19 protein-coding genes are annotated in these 22,184 nt (G+C 59.0%); 6 read left to right on the top strand and 13 right to left on the bottom strand.

Annotated elements, in window-relative coordinates; translation table 11 throughout:
• Positions 1-211: 211 nt before the first annotated feature.
• Genes EDC26_RS15240 through EDC26_RS15205 form a run of 8 tightly spaced genes read right to left on the bottom strand, consistent with a single transcriptional unit; the run spans position 212 to position 9,313 of the window.
• On the bottom strand, positions 212-1,672 hold the full coding sequence (locus EDC26_RS15240) for an N-acyl-D-amino-acid deacylase family protein (protein ID WP_132584160.1): 1,461 nt from the start codon (positions 1,670-1,672) through the stop codon (positions 212-214).
• Positions 1,672-2,556: a MurR/RpiR family transcriptional regulator gene (locus tag EDC26_RS15235; RefSeq protein WP_132584158.1), complete on the bottom strand. Its 885-nt coding sequence runs from the start codon at positions 2,554-2,556 to the stop codon at positions 1,672-1,674. The genes EDC26_RS15240 and EDC26_RS15235 overlap by 1 nt, the downstream gene beginning before the upstream one ends.
• 11 nt (positions 2,557-2,567) lie before the next feature.
• On the bottom strand, positions 2,568-3,836 hold the full coding sequence (locus EDC26_RS15230; protein ID WP_132584156.1) for an amino acid deaminase: 1,269 nt from the start codon (positions 3,834-3,836) through the stop codon (positions 2,568-2,570).
• A gap of 40 nt (positions 3,837-3,876) precedes the next feature.
• Positions 3,877-4,842: an ABC transporter ATP-binding protein gene (locus tag EDC26_RS15225; protein WP_132584154.1), complete on the bottom strand. Its 966-nt coding sequence runs from the start codon at positions 4,840-4,842 to the stop codon at positions 3,877-3,879.
• Positions 4,839-5,879 carry an ABC transporter ATP-binding protein gene (locus EDC26_RS15220; protein ID WP_132584152.1) on the bottom strand — a complete coding sequence of 347 codons (1,041 nt, stop codon included), beginning with the start codon at positions 5,877-5,879 and terminating at the stop codon, positions 4,839-4,841. Before EDC26_RS15220 ends, EDC26_RS15225 begins: the two co-directional genes overlap by 4 nt.
• Positions 5,876-6,742 (bottom strand): ABC transporter permease, encoded by an 867-nt coding sequence (locus EDC26_RS15215; protein WP_132584150.1) that lies wholly within the window; start codon positions 6,740-6,742, stop codon positions 5,876-5,878. Before EDC26_RS15215 ends, EDC26_RS15220 begins: the two co-directional genes overlap by 4 nt.
• Before the next feature lie 9 nt (positions 6,743-6,751).
• Positions 6,752-7,708 carry an ABC transporter permease gene (locus tag EDC26_RS15210; protein WP_132584148.1) on the bottom strand — a complete coding sequence of 319 codons (957 nt, stop codon included), beginning with the start codon at positions 7,706-7,708 and terminating at the stop codon, positions 6,752-6,754.
• A 15-nt stretch (positions 7,709-7,723) separates the two neighbouring features.
• Positions 7,724-9,313, bottom strand: coding sequence for an ABC transporter substrate-binding protein (locus EDC26_RS15205; RefSeq protein WP_207915170.1), 1,590 nt, complete (start codon positions 9,311-9,313; stop codon positions 7,724-7,726).
• Between the two features lie 115 nt (positions 9,314-9,428).
• Here EDC26_RS15205 and EDC26_RS15200 point away from each other — a divergent pair, with 115 nt between their 5' ends.
• Positions 9,429-9,821, top strand: coding sequence for a RidA family protein (locus EDC26_RS15200; protein WP_132584146.1), 393 nt, complete (start codon positions 9,429-9,431; stop codon positions 9,819-9,821).
• A gap of 501 nt (positions 9,822-10,322) precedes the next feature.
• Here EDC26_RS15200 and aroC read toward each other — a convergent pair.
• The 3 genes from aroC to EDC26_RS15185 all read right to left on the bottom strand — a co-directional run bounded on the left by aroC (position 10,323) and on the right by EDC26_RS15185 (position 13,363).
• The gene (gene aroC, locus EDC26_RS15195; RefSeq protein WP_132584144.1) at positions 10,323-11,408 is read right to left on the bottom strand and encodes a chorismate synthase; all 1,086 of its coding nucleotides are present in this window, start codon (positions 11,406-11,408) and stop codon (positions 10,323-10,325) included.
• An 84-nt stretch (positions 11,409-11,492) separates the two neighbouring features.
• Positions 11,493-12,971 carry a protein adenylyltransferase SelO gene (locus EDC26_RS15190; RefSeq protein ID WP_132584142.1) on the bottom strand — a complete coding sequence of 493 codons (1,479 nt, stop codon included), beginning with the start codon at positions 12,969-12,971 and terminating at the stop codon, positions 11,493-11,495.
• Positions 12,968-13,363, bottom strand: coding sequence for a DUF2069 domain-containing protein (locus tag EDC26_RS15185; RefSeq protein WP_132584140.1), 396 nt, complete (start codon positions 13,361-13,363; stop codon positions 12,968-12,970). Before EDC26_RS15185 ends, EDC26_RS15190 begins: the two co-directional genes overlap by 4 nt.
• 27 nt (positions 13,364-13,390) lie before the next feature.
• Here EDC26_RS15185 and EDC26_RS15180 point away from each other — a divergent pair, with 27 nt between their 5' ends.
• Both EDC26_RS15180 and EDC26_RS15175 read left to right on the top strand, forming a co-directional pair.
• Complete coding sequence (locus tag EDC26_RS15180; RefSeq protein WP_207915168.1) at positions 13,391-14,761, top strand: YihY family inner membrane protein; 1,371 nt, start codon at positions 13,391-13,393, stop codon at positions 14,759-14,761.
• The gene (locus EDC26_RS15175; protein WP_132584136.1) at positions 14,745-15,203 is read left to right on the top strand and encodes a CBS domain-containing protein; all 459 of its coding nucleotides are present in this window, start codon (positions 14,745-14,747) and stop codon (positions 15,201-15,203) included. Before EDC26_RS15180 ends, EDC26_RS15175 begins: the two co-directional genes overlap by 17 nt.
• Positions 15,204-15,299: 96 nt before the next feature.
• Here EDC26_RS15175 and dusA read toward each other — a convergent pair whose 3' ends face one another.
• Positions 15,300-16,283, bottom strand: a complete 984-nt coding sequence (gene dusA, locus EDC26_RS15170) for a tRNA dihydrouridine(20/20a) synthase DusA (protein ID WP_279432686.1) — start codon at positions 16,281-16,283, stop codon at positions 15,300-15,302.
• 81 nt (positions 16,284-16,364) lie between these two features.
• The gene (locus tag EDC26_RS15165; protein ID WP_165931047.1) at positions 16,365-18,341 is read right to left on the bottom strand and encodes a helix-turn-helix domain-containing protein; all 1,977 of its coding nucleotides are present in this window, start codon (positions 18,339-18,341) and stop codon (positions 16,365-16,367) included.
• Between the two features lie 147 nt (positions 18,342-18,488).
• On the opposite strand from EDC26_RS15165, the gene EDC26_RS15160 reads away from it, so the two are divergent.
• The 3 genes from EDC26_RS15160 to EDC26_RS15150 all read left to right on the top strand — a co-directional run bounded on the left by EDC26_RS15160 (position 18,489) and on the right by EDC26_RS15150 (position 22,182).
• On the top strand, positions 18,489-19,772 hold the full coding sequence (locus tag EDC26_RS15160) for a hydroxymethylglutaryl-CoA reductase, degradative (RefSeq protein ID WP_132584130.1): 1,284 nt from the start codon (positions 18,489-18,491) through the stop codon (positions 19,770-19,772).
• A gap of 68 nt (positions 19,773-19,840) precedes the next feature.
• Positions 19,841-21,043 (top strand): ABC transporter substrate-binding protein, encoded by a 1,203-nt coding sequence (locus tag EDC26_RS15155; RefSeq protein WP_132584128.1) that lies wholly within the window; start codon positions 19,841-19,843, stop codon positions 21,041-21,043.
• 170 nt (positions 21,044-21,213) lie between these two features.
• Positions 21,214-22,182, top strand: a complete 969-nt coding sequence (locus tag EDC26_RS15150) for a homoserine kinase (RefSeq protein ID WP_132584126.1) — start codon at positions 21,214-21,216, stop codon at positions 22,180-22,182.
• Positions 22,183-22,184: the final 2 nt, after the last annotated feature.

Here is a 22,184-nt window from a genome sequence, read left to right as displayed (position 1 = left end):
CGAAGCCGGTTCTGCGCGCGGGGAGTTCTGGCGCAGCCAGAACCGTGCCCGTCCGAGCCCGACCCGCCTTGACTGGCCACGATGCGGGGCTAGAAGAAGGTTCTAGGCAAGATCAGGTTAGTTTGAAGCGTTGATGCCACCCACAAGGGGTGGCGCTACAAGGATGGCGATAATACGAAGTAGGGATACGAAGTGGCGATACCGAATGGCGCTACGAACCACGCATCACAAAGCGCCCGGCCCTGGCCACAATACTCTTATCCCGGCCAACAAAACTGAGGCGGCCATTCACCCACACCTGCTCAATCCCTTCGCTGAACTGCGCGGGCTCCGCATACGTCGCCCGATCGCCCACTTTGTCCGGATCGATAACCACAATATCGGCAAAAAAACCCGGCTTCAAATAACCCCGCCCATGCAACGCATAGCGGCCCGCCGACATCCCCGTCATCTTGTGCAGCGCCTGCTCCAAAGGCAGCGTTCCCTTCACTCGCCAATACTGATCCAGGACCCGCGGGAAAGCGCCCCACAAACGCGGATGCGGACGCTTGTCGTGCGGCAGACCGTCGGACCCAATCATGGACAAAGGATGACACACCACCCGGTCGACATCGTCTTGCTGCATCTGAAAATAACACGCGCCGCCAGGCTGCAAACGCTGGCAGGCCTGAACCTGCGAGACTCCCCACAAGTCAGCCACATCCTTCAGATAACGCCCAATCATCTCGGGATGCGGATCGCTGCCCGTAATCAAGATATCGATCACCCCATCGACCAGATCTTCCCTCAGCACCGTGGAGCCCGCGGCGTACGGATACACATCCATACCGATGGGCTGCGTCAGCGCCAGCTTTTCAATCAACGGCAAAGTTTCGCTCGTGCGGCCCCAATTCTCCGGACCGGCGCACTTATGATGCGACAGCACCAAAAACGCCCCCGCAACGCGGGCCGTCAAGGCCGCCTCTTCAATCGCACTGATAATGCCTCTCATCTCATCGCGGATATGCGTCGCATACACACCCCCGTGACGTGCCACGACCTTCACCAGCGCCGTCAATTCTTCCACGTTCGCCGCATAGGCCTGGCGATAAAACACACCCGAAGACAGGCCCAAGGCACCCTCGCTCATGGCATCATCGAGCATCCGGCTCATCACGCTGATCTCGTCGCTCGACGCCGGGCGGCTCAGGTCGGCCATGGCCAGCATCCGCAGCGTCGTGTGGCCGATAAGCGCCGCCACGTTCACGCCGGGCTGGGTCTGATTCACCGCGTCCCGATAATCCTTCAGAGAATTGAAACGGAATTGCCCGTGCCCCAACAGAGACAAAGGAGACTGAGGCTCGTCAGTCACCATGGGTACCAGCGAAATACCGCAGTTGCCGGCAACCACCGTGGTAATCCCCTGCGATAGCTTGGGCAGCATGTCGGGGTGATCGAGCACGATGGCGTCATCGTGCGTATGCACATCGATAAAGCCGGGCGCGATGACCAAGCCCGTACAATCATGGTCGACGCAATCCGGCGACGAAACCGAAGCGCCGGACAACCCCGGGGGCAGATCGCCCGCAGGCAACACCGCCACTATCTTCTCGTCCTCGATCCAGACATCGGCCCTAACCGCGCCGGCGGCCGAGCCATCGCAGACCAGCCCGTTTTTCAATACAGTCAACATCAATAAATATCCGTGTGTAAAGCACTATCTACGCCATGCCGCTCAAGCACAAGCTTGAACTGCCTGAGCTTGCGGATGGTTTCCGGACCCAGGTTCTGAGCGACGCGCACCATGAGTATTTCTATGACCAGCAAGTGGGCCAGATAGGCCTCCGTGCTGACACGCATGATGGCGTCCTGAGGAACCGATACGGCAATCGTCATATGCGCCAAATCGGCCAGCGGCGTGTCGGCCTGGGTCAACGCCACCACCGTCGCGCCGCGGCTTTTGGCCAACCGGGCGGCTTCCAGAGCGAACGGCATGCTGCCTACATGAGAGATAACGAATGCGATACCGTTTTCGTCCAGCGTGCTGGCCGAAATCAGTTGTTGATGCGGATCGGCAAAGGCGTTGGCATTGATGCCCAGGCGAAACAGGCGCGTTTGCAGCTCTTGCGACATGAACGCCGATGTCGAGCCCACCGAATAAGAATCGACGCGCGAGGCATTCGCGATCTTCCGGGCCACCTTATCCAGCACCGCGATATCCAGATGACGTTCCAGTTCGGCAAGCGAGGAAATCGCGCTTTGCACAATCTTGCTGGCGACATCGGGGCCTGTATCTTCGATCGACACGCTGCGATGCAGATAGTGATTCGACACGGCCAGGTCCTGAGCCAACGCAAGCATGAAATCGCGGAAACTGGTGTAGCCGAATTGACGGCAGGCCCGGATAACCGAAGGCATGGAAACGCCGGCGCTCATGGCAATCTGTTCGATCGTGCTGTTCACAATGGCATTCGGGTCCGCCAGAATGACTTGCAAAACCCGCTGCTGAGCCTTTGAAACCTGCGTGGCGGATTCCTGAAGCTGGCGCAGCAAACCGGTCGACGTCGCGTTGATCATCGCCCTAGTCCCTAAAAACGTGTCGTAATGGCCGAGACCACGGTACCCGCCGCGTCAACAACAGGCATCCAGGTCCATTTATCAAAAGTGGTGCACGGATGCGATATCCCCATGATGATCCGGTCGCCGACCCGCGGGGCGAGAGGGCCTGGCGCAAAACGCAAATAAGCGTGCTGATCGTTAAGCGCCGAAATGGCCCAATCCGCAGGAGCCGGCACCTTTTCACGGCGGCCCTTGGCGGCGTAATGCGTGACGATGGGCAACGACAAATCGTAGGAAATATCCCGTTTGCCGCAACTTAAAATGGCCAGACCGGGTTCAGGCACCGACTGCACCATGGCCCAGACTTCCAGGGCGGGCAATAGGCTTGCCTTCAAGCCTTCACGCTGCTCGACGTTGTGCAGCATCTTCGAATAAAAATCGTGATCGTGCGTGATGTAGCAGCCCGAGCGTAAAACGCCCGCCACCGGTTTGGACAAGGACAATCTGAGCCCGGGCACGACCAGATCGAACACCGCCGACCCGCCCGCGCTGAGTATGATTTGATCCCCTTCGAAAAAGCCCAGCCTATCGCACGCTTTGGTAATTTCTTCCACACGCGCCATCAGCACCCCGACCTCGTGGCGATCATGTTCGCTCTGACAATGCGCCAGGCCGCCTTCGTAACACTCTATTCCCCCCAGAGCCAGGCTGGCAGAGCTTCGAATGCACCCGGCCAGTTCGATGGCCTGATCGAAGGTCCGGCAGCCGGTACGCTGGCCTTCGATACCCACTTCCAGCAGGCAGTCGAAACGCAGCTTCTTCGCGCGCCGCTGCGCCCACGATTCGATCTGGTCGACCTGAGCGAGCGAATCGACCAAAAACCACACGTGCAACTCGCGATCGGCTTCGAGCAGGTAGGCAAGCGAATCCAGATCGGCGTCATTCACGACCTGGTTGGCAATGATGATGCGCTTGGCGCCGGCTTCCAGCCCGGCATTGATCTGAAACACGGTGGCAAAGGTCATGCCCCAGGCCCCCATTTCAAGCTGCCTGCGAAACAGCTGAGGCGACATGGTCGTTTTGCCGTGCGGCGCGATAAAAATATTTCGCTCTTTGGCAAACGCCTGCATCCAGCGCAAATTATGCTCGAGCTCGGCCTCTTTGATGACCGCCATGGGGTAAGGCAGGTCATCGCCATACAGATTCCAGCCGTACTGGCCGATCTCGTCGGCGGAGCACGGCTTGGCCGCATACGGAAAGCCTTTAAAGCCGCGGTTCAAGCTGTTTTTCGGATTCATGCTCATATCGATTCCCACCTTTGATTCTTTCCCGATTCGGTTAAAAATTGCGCCAGCATGCCTGCCAGTGGCCGGGGCTGTGCTCGCGCAACGTCATATCGGCCTGCGCGCAACGGGCTTCGGCCAAAGGACAACGCGTCCGGAATACACAGCCCGAGGGGGGATTGGCCGGGCTGGGCAAATCCCCCTCGAGCACCTGAACCGGACGCGCCACCTCCGGATCGGGAGTCGGCGACGCGGCCAGCAAGGCCTGAGTGTAGGGGTGCAAGGCCTGGGTATAAAGCTTTTGGGTCGGCGCGATCTCCACGACTCGGCCCAGATAGAGTACGACCACCCGGTCGCACAGATATTCAACCACATCCAGATCGTGCGAGATCAACAGCATGGTGAGGCCCAGCCGGTCCTTGATGTCGCCCAGTAAATTAATGACCTGCGCCTGGATCGACACATCCAGCGCCGACAAGGGTTCGTCGGCCACAATGAATTTGGGCTCGACCGCCAGCGCCCGGGCGATCCCGATACGTTGCCGCTGGCCTCCCGAAAACTCATGCGGAAAACGCTCTGCATGCTCTTCGTTCAAGCCGACCTGCTTTAGCAGTTCGTAAATCCGCGGCATGCGGGCCGAGCCGACGGCCAAACCATGCGCATCCAGCGCCTCGCCCAAAACCTGGCGGATGCGCATGCGCGGGTTGAGACTCGCGTAGGGGTCTTGAAACACGACCTGGATTTCGGCACGCAGCGAGCGGTATTGACGCTGGCTAAGCACGGCCAAATCCACGGCGGGCTGCACGCCGTGATACCACATGTGGCCCGCGCTAGGATCGGTTAGCCGGCTAAGCATGCGCCCAATCGTCGTTTTGCCCGAGCCCGATTCCCCCACCAGGCCAACCGTTTCACCTTTCATAATGGAAAAGCTTACATTGCTGACCGCCTGGACCGGTGCCGCGCGCGGGCCAAAATTTTTACTCAGGCCTTGAATTTCCACCAAGGGTTCCAGCGCACTCATGCCACCACTCCTTGCGCCTTGAAGCAGCGCACATACCCGCCCTGGTTCTCCAGGCGAGTCGACTCCGGTGCGGCGGCATCGCATTGCGCATCGGCCAAGGGACAACGCGGGCTGAACGCACAACCCGGCGGCATATTGAAGGGGCTCGACACCTGCCCTTCTATGGCCGCCAGGCGCAATCGTCCGTGGCCGTCGCGAACATTCGCCTTCTTGGCCATCGCGGGCAGGCAATTGAGCAAGGCCTGGGTATAAGGATGCGCCGGCTTGGCGAACACGCGCCTGACATCTCCCATTTCGACTATTTTTCCGGCATACATGACCGCTACATTATCGGCATACTGCGCCACCACCCCCAGATTATGGGTGATGAACAAAACGCTCATGCCCGTCTCCTTCTGCAACCGCCCGATGAGCGCCAGGATCTGCGCCTGGATGGTGACATCCAGCGCCGTGGTGGGCTCGTCGGCGATCAGCAAAGTGGGCGAACACGCCATAGCCAGGGCAATCATGACCCGCTGGCGCATGCCGCCCGAGAGCTCGTGCGGGTATTCGCTGACCCGGCGCGCAGCGGCCGGGATCTCCACCAGATCGAGCATGCGCTGGGCATGGGCCCACGCCTCCTTGCGACCATAAGCCAAATGCAGGCGGGTCGCCTCGGCAATCTGCTCGCCTACGGTCAACAGCGGGTTCAGGCTGGTCATGGGCTCCTGGAAAATCATGGCCATTTCGTTGCCGCGCAAGGTGCGGAACTCTTTTTCCGGCAAATCGAACAGGCTGACCCGCTGGCCATTGCGCCGCAAAAAAAGGGCGCGGCCGCCCACTTCAGGCAGCGATGTACGCGCGTGCAGGCCCATCAGGCTCAGGCTGGTCACCGATTTCCCGGAGCCCGATTCGCCCACCAAAGCGAGGGTCTGGCCAGAGGGGATCGCAAACGATACGTCGCGCACGCTTTGCACCCGCCCGTGATCGGTCATGAACGAGGTCGACAGGGACTCCACCTCGATACGCACGGCATTGCTGTCGGATGAGTTCGTCATGCGGCCTTCCTGAGCTTGGGGTCCAGGCAATCGCGTATGCCATCGCCGGCAACCTGCAAGGAGAGCGACGTCACCACAATGGCAAGGCCGGGATAGATAATCGTCCAGAACGCCTGGTCGGAGTAGTTCAGGCTGCCTGAAATCATCGTGCCCCAAGTGGGAATGGAAGGCGGCACGCCCACCCCCAGAAACGACAGAGCCGCCTCGGCCAGAATGGCATACGCAAAAATAAAAGTCAGCTGCACCAGAACGGGCGAAATCAGGCCGGGCAGCACGTGCAGATAAAGGATTTTCCACGTGGGCGTGCCGATGGCCCGGGCGGCATCCACATATAACAGATCTCTTAACACCAGGGTCGAGGCGCGCGCCACCCGGGCAACCCTGGGGGTATAAACAATCACCAAAGCCAGCACCACGTTCCAAAGCGACGGCCCCAAAATGGCGACCAGCGCGATACCCAGGAGAATATCGGGAAAGGCCATCATGGCGTCGACGACCCGCATGATCGGCGTATCGGCCCAGCGGAAGTAGCCGGCCACCATGCCCAGGAACGTCCCGATCACAACGGCGCCAAACGCCGTCACAAAACCGATGGTGAGCGAATAGCGCCCGCCGTAGGCCATTCTCAGAAAAACATCGCGCCCCAACTGATCGGTGCCTGCCCAATGCGACAGGGACGGCGATTTGAGGCGCTGCATAATGGATATGGAGTTGGGGTCGACGTGGGACAACCAGGAGATGCTGACCGCCACCAGCACCACAATGGCCAGCAGCACTGTTGCAAACAACACCACCCGGCGAGCGAAATAGCGGCGTGCCAGGTATTTGAAACGGCTGTCTGATTTTGTTGAGGATAGGGTCATGGCCGTGGGTTACTTGCGCAAGCGGATTCGCGGATCGATAACGGTATATAAAAAATCAATAAAGAAATTGATCAGCACATAAATAAACGCCACCACCAGCAACGTGCCCTGGATAACCGGATAATCGCGGCGCAGCACCGCGCGCACCACCAGTCCCCCTACCCCAGGCAAATTGAAAACCGTCTCGGTCACACAGGTGCCGCCTATCATGAGCGCCGCCGTCAGGCCGATGACCGTCACAATGGGGATCAGCGCATTCTTCATCACGTGCTTGACCATGATTGTGGTTTCCGACAGGCCCTTGGCGCGAGCCGTACGCACATAATCTTCGCCCAGGGTGTCGAGCATCGAGGCCCGGGTAAAGCGAATGATCAGGGCGGAATTCAATACGCCCAGCACAACGGACGGCAACACCAGATGGTCAATGCGCCCCGCCAGGCTGGCTTCGGGCGGCCCGTAGCCTGAAGCCGGAAACCAGCCCATCTGCACGGCAAAGACCCGGATCAGTATCAAGCCCATCCAGAAGCTGGGCACGCTGGCCGCCAGCATCGCCACGGCACTGACCACCTGATCTATCTTCGACCCCCGCCAAACCGCCGCCAGGGCTCCGCAAGGCACACCGATCAACGTGGCAATCACAACCGAGAAAAACGCCAGCAGCAAAGTGGGCTCGGCCCGCTCGATCAATACCTGAGCCACGGGCCTTTGCAAGAATAAGGAGGTGCCCAGGTTGCCGTGCAGCACTTGCTGCACCCACAGAAAAAACTGGGTCCACAAGGGCTGATCAAGTCCATACATGGCCCGAACTTGCGCGATGTCGCTGGCTGTGGCCTGATCCCCGAGAAGCACAGCGATGGGGTCTCCCGAGGCCATATGCACCAGAGAAAAGACCAGAATCGCCACGATCACCAGCACCATCAAGGCGCCCAGGGTACGCGCGAACAAGAACTTTATGGACGAGATCATACGTGTGGACGCCCGTCAGGCGAGCGTGGCGTTCCAGAAGAACGGCCAGGCCCCCGGCACGAAATTCTGCAGCTTGCTCGACCGCGCCGACAAGCTGTTGAACTTGCCCAGCTCAACGAACGGCACCTGATCGTAAACGACTTTTTGCACCGCGCCCCACAAAGGCCCGCGCTTGTTCAAGTCCACCGCATCGTTGAAAGCCTTGATGGTGGCGGCCTTTTCGGGCGATTCCCACCAGCCCGGCGCACCGGACCCCAGTTGCGGAGGCGACAGCATGGGCTCGGGGAACAGACCCGAATGAGTAATGTAGATATCCCACAGCTTGGCATCATTGCGCCGCTGCAGCAGCGTGGCCCAATCGACCACCTGCAAATCGGTCGCCAACCCGGCGCGCTTGAACTGTTCGACCAGAACCATGGCGATGTTGTAGTGAAACTCGTACTGCCGGCTTGCCAGAATGCGTATGGGCTTATTGGCGTAACCCGCCTTTTTGGCCAATTCGGCGGCTTTCTTGGGATCGTTATTGTTGTAATGCCCGGCGCCCGCATCCGAATAATATGGCGTGCCTTTCGGGAAGAAATTGGGCTCGACGATAAAGAAGCGCGGATCGCCAAATGCGGCAGCCAGCAACTCTTCGGTCCCCATGGCAGTCTGCGCCGCCTGGCGCATGGGCTGCGACTGCAGCGTGCCCTCTTTGGTGTTGAAGACCAGATAAGGAAAGCCAAAATTCTTGGTGATAATAGGCACAACGGACGCGCCGCCGCGTTCAACTCGCTTCACAGACTCTACCGGCAACAAATCGGCGTAGGCAAACTGGCCCGACAAGGCGCCCTCGACCCGCGTATTCGAATCGGGCACCGGAACAAACCGCAGCTCTTTGATCACTGCGGTGCGCCGGCCACCGTAGCCGCTGGGCGCCTCCGTGCGCGCCGAATAAGAATCGAAGCGGTCCAATATGGTGTACTGATCGGGGCGGCGCTCTTTCAATTTATAAGGCCCCGTTCCAATGAACTGGGTCAGCTGCGCGGCAATCGTGCTCTTGGGCATAATGGCCGCCATGCTGGAGGAAAACGCCAGTTGAGCCAGCAAAGGCGCATACCGATTATTCAGATGTATGGCAATCTTGGAAGGCGATATTATTTTTATCTCGGCAATTTCCTTGGCAACCGCCTTGCCGCGCGGCGATATCTTGCTCCACCGGTCAAGCGAGGCCACGACATCTTCCGCGGTCATTTTCTGGCCGTTATGAAAATTCACTCCCTCGCGCAAGGCAATTTCAAATACTTTCCCGTCATCCGAAATGACCGGCAGCGCCACCGCCAGCATGGGAACCACATTCCATTTCGCATCGAAGGTATAGAGCGGCTCGTAAACATGCTGCATGATGGTGCCCACCAGATCCGCCGTGGTCAGCATGGGATCGAGGGTTTGCGGATCGCCTATCATCGCCAGGCTGGCGGACTGATCCTTGCCTGCGGCGAAAACCTTGTTTCCGGCCAACACGGCGGCCGACAGGCCCGCGGCGCCCATCCATAAAATCTTGCGCCGAGCCGGACTGTGCTGCTCAAGAAACAGACTATTTTTGCTGAAACGGGAAGATTGCATCGTGGCACCTTTTAGTAATAAAATTACAAATAGAATGCTAATCACCGAATAAATCTACGTCAATACCCTCCACATCAGGGTTTTCCTGTAATTTTTTTACAAAAAGGAAAAATAAATGGCTTCCATTCAATTATTGGGGCAGGCGCCCACGGCCTCGGACCGGCAGGCACGCCCGCTATCGCCGGCCGTTCGCGCCGGAGACTTTGTCTTCGTGTCGGGCCAAGTCCCGACCGACGAAGAAGGACAGGTAGTTTCAGGGGGCATCGAAGCACAGACCCGTCAGGTATTCAAACACCTGGAAAAAGCTCTGGCGCTGGCCGGTTGCACGCTGGACGATGTCTGCAAAACCACTGTGTGGCTGGCCGATGCCCGGGACTTCGGCAGTTTCAACCGGGTGTACATGGAGTGCCTGGGTGCAAACCGGCCAGCCCGATCCACCACCGAAGCGCGCCTGATGATAGATGCCAAAGTGGAAATCGACGTCACTGCCTATAAACCACAGGCCTGACGGCCGCAATGGCACCCACAAGGGGTGCCGCTACGTGAGCAGCGGGTACGTTTTGTAGTGGCAGCCCTTGTGGCTGCCAGAATCGTTGATGACCGGGGCGGGATTTATAAAGCGCCGATGGCAGCCACAAGGGCTGCCGCTACAAGCGGCGGTCACGTCAACCAGAATCACCGACGACCCCACAAACACCCACTACACGAGCGTCGTGGCCAGTCAAGGCGGGGCGGGCGATTCGGGCGCGCCGCGCGCAGGGCCGGCTTCGGGGATGCAAGGCGTGCGCTGTTTGAGTGGGACGCTTGCGAATAGCCCAGTGGGCTATTCGCCCCACGAGTTCGCACGCCGCCCCGAAGCCGGTTCTGCGCGCGGGGAGTTCTGGCGCAGCCAGAACCGTGCCCGTCCGAGCCCGACCCGCCTTGACTGGCCACGATGCGGGGCTAGAAAAAAGGTTCTAGGCAAGATCAGGTTAGTTTGAAGCGTTGATGCCACCCACAAGGGGTGGCGCTACAAGGGCGCCGCTGCAGGACCATTCGTCCCGCACTGCGCGCGAAAGCGCAAGGCATGATCCATCAAAACAATAGCCAGCAAGGCCTCAACGATAGGCGTAGCGCGTATCCCCACGCAGGGGTCGTGGCGGCCCAACGTTTGCACAACAACGGGATCGCCCGCGCGATTGATGGACTGACGCTCGATGCGGATACTGGACGTCGGTTTGATCGCCACGCTAACGGTAATGGCCTGCCCCGAAGAAATCCCGCCCAACACGCCGCCCGCATTGTTGCTTAGAAAACCCTGCGGCGTAATCTCATCGCCATGCTCCGAACCGCGCTGCGTAATACAGTCGAACCCGGCTCCAATCGAAACGCCCTTGACCGCATTCAACCCCATCATGACATGGGCAATATCGGCGTCGAGCCGATCATACAAAGGCTCGCCCCACCCCGCAGGCGGGTTTTCGGCCACAACCTCGATGCGGGCGCCGATCGAATCGCCATCGCGGCGCAACTGATCCATAAAAGCCTCCAGCTCGGGAACAATCGCGGCACTAGGGGCATAAAAAGGATTGTTGGCCACCTCGTCCCAGGACTCGAAGGGGATGGCGATGGGCCCCAGTTGACTCATATAACCGCGAATAACGATGCCATGCGTTTGGGCCAACCATTTTTTGGCGATCGCACCCGCCGCCACCGAAGGCGCCGTCAGGCGTGCCGACGAACGGCCTCCCCCACGCGGATCGCGTTCGCCGAATTTGCGCCAATAGGTATAGTCGGCGTGGCCCGGGCGAAAGGTATCGGCAATGGCGCTGTAATCTTTGCTGCGAGCGTCGGTATTGCGTATGAGCAAGGCGATGGGCGTCCCGGTCGTGAGCCCCTGATACACCCCGGACAGGATCTCCACCTGATCGGCCTCCTGGCGCTGCGTGACGTGCCGCGAAGTGCCGGGACGGCGGCGGTCGAGCTCAAGCTGGATGTCGGCCTCGCACAGCGCCAATCCCGGTGGGCAGCCGTCGACCACCGCACCGATGGCCGGGCCGTGGGACTCGCCAAAATTGGTGACGCAAAAAAGCTTGCCTAGAGTGCTGCCGGACATAGGGGTTCGCGATAGGGGTTCGTGAAGGGTAATAAAACGAGAATATCTGGTAAGCCAGATTATGCCATCACTTATAAGGGATTCTCAGGAAGAACAGCTCACCTCCAGCCGGCAGGCCCAGTCGGGCGGGAGCGCCGCATACGCTTCATGGCCCTCGCGCTCGGTGTATGGATCGTGCAAGAGCCCAAGCAAGACATCAATTTTACCGGCATCGCCCTGCTTGGCCGCACGTATGGCTTCTTCCGCGAGGTGGTTACGCAACACATACAAAGGGTTGACCCGGTCCATGCGCGCGCGGCGCTCCGCATCGGCCAGCCCGTCGTCAGTCAGGCGCCGCGTGTACAGATCGAGCCAGGCCAAAGCAGCGGCGCGGTCATCGAACAGGGCCAGGAACGCCGCGGCGTCTTGCGGGGCCTGCGACAAGCGTCGAAAGCTCAGCGTAAAGTCGGCCCGATTCGTGTGCAGCAGGCGCCACCATTCATCCACCAGAGTTTCGTCGCCCTCCTGCCACTGCAGTAAACCAAACTTGTCGGCCAGGCGCCGCCGATAGGCATTTAAAAACGCCGGCTCAAAATGCGCCAATTGAGCTTTCAAGGCCTCGGGTTCGATATCGAGCGCCACCAGGCTGTTGGCCAGGCGGTATAAATTCCAATTCGCAACGGCGGGCTGAGCGTTCCAGGCGTAACGTCCTTGCGTATCGGTATGGTTGCAAACATGGTTGACCTGAAAAGCGTCCATGAAACCGAAAGGGCCGTAGTCCATGGTCAGCCCCAAAATCGACATGTTGTCGGTGTTCATGACGCCATGACAAAAGCCCACGGTTTGCCATGCGGCCACCATCTCGGCGGTCTTGACGGTGACTGTCTTTAAAAACCGCAAGGCGACATCGGCCGGCGTGTTTGATTCGCCCGCCTTGCCGTCGCGGCACTCGGGATAAAAATGGTCGACCACATAATCGAGCAAGGCGCGCAGGTTTTCGGGCGAAGCATGCCAATGCTCGAACGAGCCAAAGCGCACGAAAGTGGGCGAAACGCGAGTCACGATCGCCGCCGTTTCAACGGTTTCGCGATAGACCGGATCGTCGGACACGACCAGCGCCAGGGCGCGCGTGGTGGGAATGCCCAAGCCGGCCATCGCCTCGCTGGCCAGGTATTCGCGCACCGACGAGCGCAGCACCGCGCGCCCGTCGCCCATGCGCGAATAGGGAGTATGGCCGGAGCCCTTGATCTGCAATTCCCAATGCCCCGCGGGGCTGACGATTTCACCCAGCAAATGAGCGCGTCCATCGCCCAATTGCCCGGCCCACACACCAAACTGATGGCCGCTGTATACGGCCGAGAGGGTTTTACCGCCGGCCAACGGCTGCGAGCCCGCACAGACATCGAGAAACGCCGGCTCGGCCAAGGCCTGTGCCGATAGCCCCAGGAGGTCGGCCACGGCCGGATTGACGTGCAACAAGCGCGGCTGCGTCAGGGGCTGAGTGGCCAGACGGGTGTAGAAGGCAGGCGGCAGTTCGGCAAAGGAATTGACAACCTTCAGTTGCGTAATCGAATCGAGTTTCATGATGCCGCCTCGTGCCGGGCCTCGCGTTTCTTGGCCCTGGCCGCCCGTTTCGCCGGCCGGACATAAAAAACGGCGGAAAAATAAAACGCGGCAGACAGAACAATTTCAACCCAGGCCATGGCCACCGACATGGATACAGGATCGGAATAGGCCCGCACTACACCCTCCATGAAATACAGCAAAATCAGCATGGCGGCCCATTGCATGGTGTAAACACGGCCCTTCAACACCCCGCGCAAGGGCAGCAACAGCGGAAAAACCTTGAGCACAAACAAGGATCCACCCGGACGCAGCGGCGCCGCCTTCAGCTCCCAGACCAGGCACAGGACAATCAGGGCCACCAGGCTTGCACCGGCGACAAAGCGTAAACGAGGGTTTAGTTGCGTAGTCATGCTGTTATTATCGCTCGAATGCAGAACTTGAATCCGTACGCCGATGCGGCCGACAGTGCCGCGCCCGCCATCACCCCAGGCTCCGATGCGGCCGTCACACCGACGCTGCACGAACTGGGCTGGCGCGCCAGCGCCAGTAAAGTGCTGCGCTTTGCCGTCCGCCGCGCAGGCGAAAAAAAGCTTGCACAGGTTGCTTCCAGCCTGACCTTCACCACCGTACTGGCCATTGTCCCGCTGCTGGCGGTCGTGCTCGCGCTCTTCACGGCGTTTCCGCTCTTCGGGGAATTCAAGCTGGCCCTGGAAGATTTCCTGGGCAACAATCTAATGCCGCCCGCGGTGTCGGACACCGTCATGAGCTACCTGAACCAATTTGCCGCGCAGGCCTCGCGTCTGACGGCCATTGGCAGCGCGTTTCTTATCGTAACGTCGATTTTGTTGATGATGACGATCGACCGCGCGTTAAACGACATATGGGACGTCAGCCACCAACGTCCGCTGGGCCAGCGCATGCTGGTGTACTGGGCGATTCTTTCATTGGGACCGATCCTGGCCGGCGCCAGCCTGTGGATGACATCATATCTGGCTCATGAATCGCTGGGGCGGGTCGTTCAGCTATCGACCTTGTTAGGCTTTGCCCTGTCGTTCATTCCACTGCTCGCGACGGCGCTGGGGTTTGCCGCCCTGTTCATGCTGGTGCCCCACCGCAAGGTCGAAGGCAAGGATGCGTTTGCGGGCGGCTTTGGTGTGGCGATAGTCCTGGAAATCATGAAGGCCGGCTTTGCCTATTACCTGGCCCGTTTTCCGTCTTACATGGTTATCTACGGCGCCTTCGCCACCCTGCCGATCTTCCTGCTCTGGATTTATCTGTCATGGCTGGCGATATTGTTCGGCGCCACGGTTGCCGCTACCTTGCCGCTGATGCGATTGCGCCGCTGGGCCGAAAACCGCCAGGCCGGTGCCACCTTCATCGACGCCATCAATGTCTTGCGGCTGCTCCACGGCGCCCAGGGCAGCCTGCCACCCGGGCGCAGCGTGCGCTACCTGAGCACCCACTTACATCTCGATCAGAACGAGCTGCTCTCGGTGCTCGACACCCTGAAAGATCTGGGTTATATCGTGCAAGGCCATGAAAAGGGGCGTGAGCAATGGGTATTGTCCTGCGACATGCGTCAAGCCGGGCTGGGGCCCATTGTCGACACCTTGCTTATCGACCGCAACCAGATCCGCCTGGAGCAGGATCAGGTGCTGATGCAAGCCCTATGCCGCTCACTGACGCAAACCGTCAAACTTGACGAAATCATCGAGCCCGGCGAGGCGCTACCTGAAACGCCGGTTATGGTGCAAAATAGAATGTCGGCAAGCGCCGCTTCGGAGATCAGCGATGTTAAAAGTCAGTGAAGTTCTGCGCGTAAAAGGCAATACCCTTTATACCGCCACGCCTGACATGCCCATTATCAAGGCTTTGGAAACCATGAGCGAACAAGACATAGGGTCGCTCGTCATCATGGATCACGGCCTGCTAACCGGCATGCTTACCTTCCGCGAAATTATCCGCCACCTGCACGGCAACAACGGCAATACGGGCGACAACACAATACGCAGCATTATGGACGACGCGCCGGTCAGCGTCTCGCCCAATACCGATGCCGACGAAGTGCAGCGCCTGATGCTGGAAAAGCACGCACGGTACATACCGGTTATGGATGGCCCCATGTTGCTGGGCGTCATTTCTTTCTACGATATGGCCCAGGCGATTGTTGCGGCGCAGCAATTCGAGAACAATATGCTCAAGGCCTACATCCGCGATTGGCCGTCCGACAGCGAGGCGGCAGCCACGTAGGGGGTTTGCTTGGGAGTGGGTGGGGCGGTGGCACCCACAACGGGTGCCGCTACAAAAATACACCACCTCCGGCACTACACAACTCGCTGCACGCGCTCACGCATCGGCGTTCATCATCAGCTCCGACCAGGCTTGCTCGATCAGGTCGACATTGTTGTCGTTGAGCAGCAGCGGATCAGACAGGGTGCGGCGCCAGTGACGCGCACCAGTGCGGCCGCTCACCCAGCCCAGCATGGGGCGTACGATCATTCTTAACGGCACCCCTTTCTTGATTTCCCGCATGGCGTAGGCGCTTAGCGCATGAACGACCTGGGCAGGCTCGACCAGGCGGACTTGCGGATCGATGAGCCGCGCTATTTCCGACAATACCGCCGGGTTGTGCCAGGCGGCCCGGCCCAGCATCACGCCATCGTACTGATCCAGCAATGCGACAGCCTGGGACGCTTCGGCAATGCCGCCGTTCAACACAATCCGGCTATCGGGGAAATCCCGCTTCAGCCGGGCGGCATCCTGATAGCGCAAAGGCGGTTTTTCGCGATTATCCTTGGGCGACAGACCTTTGAGCACTGCATTGCGGGCGTGAACGATAAACACACGGCAACCCACCGCATGCAGTTTGCCCACGAAATCGCGCACGAACTCATAGGAATCTTCGTAATCCAATCCCAATCGATGTTTGACCGTAACGGGTATGGCCACGGCATCCTGCATGGCCTTGATGCAATCGGCCACCAGGTCGGGCTCGGCCATCAGGCAAGCCCCAAATGCGCCGCGTTGCACACGCTCGGACGGACAGCCGCAATTCAAATTGATTTCATCGTAGCCCCACTGCTCGCCCAAACGCGCGCAATCGGCCAGAGCCTGCGGCTCGCTTCCCCCCAACTGCAAGGCCACCGGCTGCTCGGACGGATCGAAATCCAGATGGCGCGCCACATCGCCATGCATCAGGGCTCCGGTCGTGATCATCTCGGTGTACAGGCGGGCCTGGGGCGCCAGCAAACGATGAAAATAGCGGCAATGCCGATCCGTCACGTCGATCATGGGCGCAACGCATAGCCGCCAGTCGGCCGGGTTTCGTATCGCCGAAGGTTCAGGTTTTTCAGATTTCGTATTCACAAAACGCATTCAAGAGGGGTGATGACAGTAAAAAGTGATCGGCATTCATGCCGCAAACTGCTGCTCCTGGCTCAAACGCCATAGCCGCAACGCCATATGGATTTCCAGGGCACGCGTGGAACCGCGCCAGCTTCCCAATAAAACATCGATGGCCGCCAGCCTCTGGCGAAAAGTATTGATATGAATACCCATGCTCTCGGCGGCAGTGCGGGCATTATGACCGTGGTCCAGATAAGCCAGCAAGGTTTGAGCCAGTTCAATTTTCCGAGCCTCCTGACCGCAGTACAAACCGCCGAGTGTAGAGGCAAGAAACACACGGATATCCTCATTGTTCTGTTTGTCGAATAAAACGGAATACAGCGACAGTTCCTGCTGCAGGAAGAGAGAGCCGCTACGATTCAACAATTTCAGAAACCTCAGGCAATGCCTTACGTCGTCGTAAACCCGGGGCAACCCGACAGGCGACTCAACGGGAACGGACACGACCCCGGTCAGTGGCACACGCAGTTGCTTTAGAAAAAACAGCTGCAGGGCCTGCCGCAACGCGCCGGCGGAAGAGGCATGGCAGAAAAAAACCAGCAGGCCGTCCATTTCGCCAAACAATACCGACGGCATTTGAAACTCGCCCCGCAACCGCCTCAGGGCATAACGGTTGGCATCGGCTTCAATCACCACCATGCAAATGGGCAACGATAAATCCAGGCCATAAAGCCCCGCCTGATCCACAAGGAACTGCGAATCACGCGGTGCAGCGCTGACCAAACCGCGCAGCACTGTTGGGAGCTGCGCCAGAGCGGCCAATTCTCTATGCTCTTGCGACAGCAGCACCACTGCCGTCACCATCGAACTGCGCTCAAAGATCCGGATAGCCACATCGTTAAGAGGCATCGCCGTATAAATTACCAGACCGCCCAACATGCCGCGCCCGCCTATCATCGCAGACACTCGGCAAACCTGAGAGGGGCGGTCAAAGGCGATGACGGAACGGCCCAGAATGCGGCTTTCGCCTAGCGCCACATGAATCCGGTCTGCCTGCTCGTAGTCTCGTGCAGACGATGGATCCGTTTCATCGGTCAAACGGCAGGGTGAACCGGCCGACGCACAGACCTCTTGTTCGCCTCCGTCATAAACCACCACATGGCCGCCCAGCATCCCGGCCACCTTATCGCAGATATCTTTTAAGCTCCCGCCCTTGGCAGCCAGCGCCGTCAACTGCTCGTGGGCCTCGGCCGCGTTGCGGGTGTCGGCCGTTTGCCTGCTCAAAAGCACGTTGGTCCGGCTGGCCTGCTCCAACGCCATCTGCGCCTGTTCAAACAGGCGGGCATTGCCGATCGCCACTGAGGCATGGGCGGCGAGCGTCGACAAGATGGACATTTCCCAGGCCACGTACGAACGAATATACCGGTCACCGACGAACAACACGCCGATGACCTGTTCGCCTGCCAGCAGCGGCACACCCAGAATCGATTTGATATTTTCATCGAGAACAGCGGTGTCGATCAGGCGGGTATGCGCAAAGCGGCTATCGACGCCGTAATCCGACGAAGAATAAGGCGCCTTGGTGCGCGCCACGAAACCGCAAATCCCAACGGCCAGGCCCACCCTCACCTGCTTGAATTTTTCGGAAAATGCGCCGTCGGTCGCCCGCACATAAAAATCATCCTGCTCCGGATCGTAGATCGAAAGATAACCGACATCGCAGCCGATCAATTTACGGGCCCGCTGCACAATAGCCTGCAAAACCCGATCCAGATCAGTAATAGCCGTCAAATCCTGGGCCGTTTCGATCAACGCCAGCAAGCCGCGCTCGCGCTGCTGATGCAGCGCGAAGCGCTCCTTGAGCGTAATGCCCATCTCGATGGCGTCCATCAGGCGCCGCCCAACCGCCCGGTCGGAGATGGACTTCGCCCGCTCGATCAGGCCGGCAAACTGAAGCTTATCGGCATCGTGATAGAGAAAATTGACAATCTCCAGCCCGAACTGCTCGATGGGCGGCGCGGAGTCTTCCGGATGTGCTGCCATGTTCACCATTGTCGTTGTTTATTTACACATTAAAACAGATTCTTTATGTGTTTTTATTACATATGAAATTGGCCCAAGCCGTTCCTATACTACGAACACTGAAACCACAGGCTCGCGTCTGCCATTTATCATCCAAAGCGTAAACCCATGAACATCGACTCAAGTCTGCCCAATTTCCGCTCTCTCGATCCTGCCCAACGATTGGCGCACATCGTCGCCAAAGCAGGCCTGGACGCCCGGGAAACCGCCCTGCTGTCCCAGTCCGGCGCACTGCCGCTGGAAACCGCCAACGGCATGATCGAAAACGTGATCGGCAAATTTGAACTGCCTTACGCCGTGGCCGGCTATTTCCAGATCAACGGCCGCGACGTCCTGGTGCCCATGGCGGTGGAAGAGCCGTCGGTCGTGGCGGCCGCCTCATTCATGGCCAAGCTGGTACGCGCATCGGGCGGCTTTCAGACATCGAGCACCGGCCCTCTCATGCGCGCGCAAGTCCAGGTCATGGGCATTGGCGACCCCTACGGCGCACGACTTGCCCTGCTGCATCACCGCCAGGAAATCATTGATATCGCGAACAGCCGCGATCAAGTGCTGATCGGCTTAGGCGGCGGTTGCAAGGACATCGAGGTACACGTGTTTTCCGAGACGCCCCGCGGTCCCATGGTGATCGTGCATTTGATCGTGGACGTGCGCGACGCCATGGGCGCCAATACGGTCAACACCATGGCCGAGGCCGTGGCCCAACGCATCGAACAGATCACCGGGGGCACGGTGCGGCTACGCATTCTGTCGAACCTCGCCGATTTGCGCCTGGCCCGCGCCCGCGTGCAGGTTCCCGCCGCCCTGCTCGAGAGCAAGCACTATCGAGGCGAGGTTGTAATTGACGGCATCATCGACGCCTACGCCTTTGCCGCCATCGATCCGTATCGTGCCGCTACCCACAACAAAGGCATCATGAACGGCATAGACCCTGTGATTGTCGCCACCGGCAACGACTGGCGAGCCGTTGAGGCAGGAGCACACGCCTATGCCTGCCGCCAGGGCCACTACACATCGCTCAGCACCTGGGAAATCGCTAAAAACGGCGATCTGGTCGGCACCCTGGAAATGCCCATGCCGGTTGGCCTGGTAGGTGGAGCGACCAAAACGCATCCGCTGGCGCGCCTGTCCCTGAAGATATTGCAGATCAAAACGGCGCAGGAATTGGCCGAAGTTGCCGTTGCCGTCGGGCTGGCACAGAACATGGGCGCCTTGCGAGCCTTGGCCACGGAAGGAATCCAACGCGGCCATATGGCCTTGCATGCCCGAAATATCGCCATTGCGGCCGGAGCGAAAGGGGCCGATGTGGATCGCGTAGCGCGGGAAATGGTGGCCGCCAAAGACGTACGGGCGGATTTCGCCGCCCAACTGCTAAAGCAAGACAGGGCTTGAACCAAAGCTCACTGAAAAAAATCATTCCCAACCACAATCGACGAATTTCAATACGACGGAGACTAATCATGAAAAAAACCCTTTTAGCTTTAAGCGTTGCCGCGCTGGCAATAGCCGGCATCGGGAATACAGCCCAAGCTGCTGACGGGCCTATCCATATCGGATTCATCACCGACATGTCGGGCCCCTATGCCGATACCGATGGCCCCGGCGGGCTCGAGGCCATCAAAATGGCGGTCGCCGATGCGGGTGGTTCGGTGCTGGGGCGCAAAATAGAAGTTCTGTCGGCAGACCATCAGAACAAGCCTGATATCGCCGCAACCACTGCACGCTCGTGGATCGACCAGGATCACTTGAACCTTCTGGTCGGGGGAGTCAACTCTGCCACGGCACTGGCCATGAACACGATCATCAACCAGAAGAAAGTCCCTTATATCAATATTGGCTCCGCCACGGCCCGCCTGACCAATGAAGACTGCACTCCCTATACCGTCAGCTACGAATACGATACCGTGGCCCTGGCCAAAGGCACGGGCTCGGCGGTGATCAAGCAAGGTGGAAAATCGTGGTATTTCCTGGTTGCGGATTACGCCTTCGGTCACTCGCTATTCACCGATACGAGCGCCGTCATACTTGCCCACGGTGGAACCGTGGTCGGATCGGTCAAGCATCCGCCCAATTCGTCCGATATGTCTTCATATATCTTGCAGGCCAAAGCCTCGGGAGCCCAGGTCCTGGGCCTTGCCAATGCGGGAGCGGATACCATCAATTCGATCAAGGCCGCCAACGATTTCGGCATCACAAAAAGCATGAAACTGGTCGGCCTACTGATGACGATCAACGACATCCACGGCCTGGGCCTGGCCGTAGCGAAAAACCTGCTCATGACCGATAGCTGGTATTGGGACAAGGATGACGCTTCCCGGAAATTCGCTCACCGCTTTTACGCAAAAATGAAAAAAATGCCGAGCACCCATCAAGCGGCGGACTATTCGGCGGTTTCAACCTATCTGAAAGCCGTGAAGGCCGCCAACAGCGTCGACAGCGACAAAGTCATGGCGGCGCTAAAAAGCATGAAGATCAGCGACTTCTATAACAGCGGCTATATCCGCAAGGACGGCCGATACATCCACAATATGTACCTGATGCAGGTCAAGACCCCCGCGGAATCCACCAAGCCATGGGACTATATGAAAATAGTCGCCACCATACCCGGAGAGGAAGCCTTTACCAAAGTGGCGGATTCCAAATGCTACCTGCTCAAGCAATAAACCTAGTGATTGGTCGCACCCATTGATGGCACCCACAAGGGGTGCCGCTACAAAACGTACCAGTTGCCAGACCTGATTCGCCCCTTGAAAACGCCAGCGTCGATCCTGGTCTAAAATCAAACGCCCGCCTTTATGGGCGTTTTGTTTGTTTACCTCCGAGCTTACCGCCAATGGCTGTTTTTACCCCCGTCAGCGAAAACGACGCACATGAACTTCTTGCCCGATACACGCTGGGCGAACTGGTTTCCTTGCGCGGTATTACCGCGGGCATCGAAAACACCAATTTTTTCCTGACGACTACCCACGGCGAATACGTTTTAACGATTTTCGAAGTGCTGACGGCGCAGCAACTGCCGTTTTACATTGAACTGATGCATCATCTGGCGCAGCATCACATCCCCGTGCCGCAGCCGCAAACATTGCGCAGCGGCGAACGGCTCACGGCCCTGCACGGCAAGCCTTGCGTGATTGTCACGCGCCTGGGCGGCGGTTACGAGCCCGCACCCAGCCCCGCGCATTGTGCGCTGGCCGGCGCAACGCTGGCCCAGGCCCATCTGGCCGGCCAGTCCTTCGAAATCAAACAGGCCAATCTGCGCGGCCTGCCCTGGTGGAAACGCACCGTACCCTTGCTTCTGCCTTTTCTCAGCGCCGAGCAAAGCGAACTGATACAGCGCACGCTGGCGGATCAAACCCGCTTTGCCGCCGGCAGCATCTATCGGCAACTGCCCTTCGGGCCCGCGCACTGCGATCTGTTTCGCGACAATGTGCTTTTTGACGGTACATTTGAAATGCCCCGCATGGGAGGGTTCATCGATTTTTATTTCGCCGGCCAGGACACGTGGCTCTTCGATGTTGCCGTCAGTGTCAATGACTGGTGCATCGAGCAGACCACGGGCGTGTTCGATGCGGAAAAACTGAATGCCTGGCTGCAGGCCTATGCCTCGGTGCGGCCCTTCACCGAAGCCGAACAGCACGCCTGGCCCATCCTGCTGCAGGCCGCCGCGCTACGCTTTTGGGTCTCGCGCCTGTACGATTATTTCTTGCCGCGGCCGGCCCAGACCCTCAAACCCCACGACCCACGCCATTTCGAGCGGATTTTGCGCGAACGGTACAAAATGGTCGCTATCGCACTGCCCTGAAC

It is taken from the genome of Paralcaligenes ureilyticus, assembly GCF_004346225.1.
GTDB lineage: Bacteria > Pseudomonadota > Gammaproteobacteria > Burkholderiales > Burkholderiaceae_B > Paralcaligenes > Paralcaligenes ureilyticus.
The sequence above is the reverse complement of the archived record's forward strand: the minus strand, read 5'-3'. Positions and strand labels throughout refer to the sequence as shown.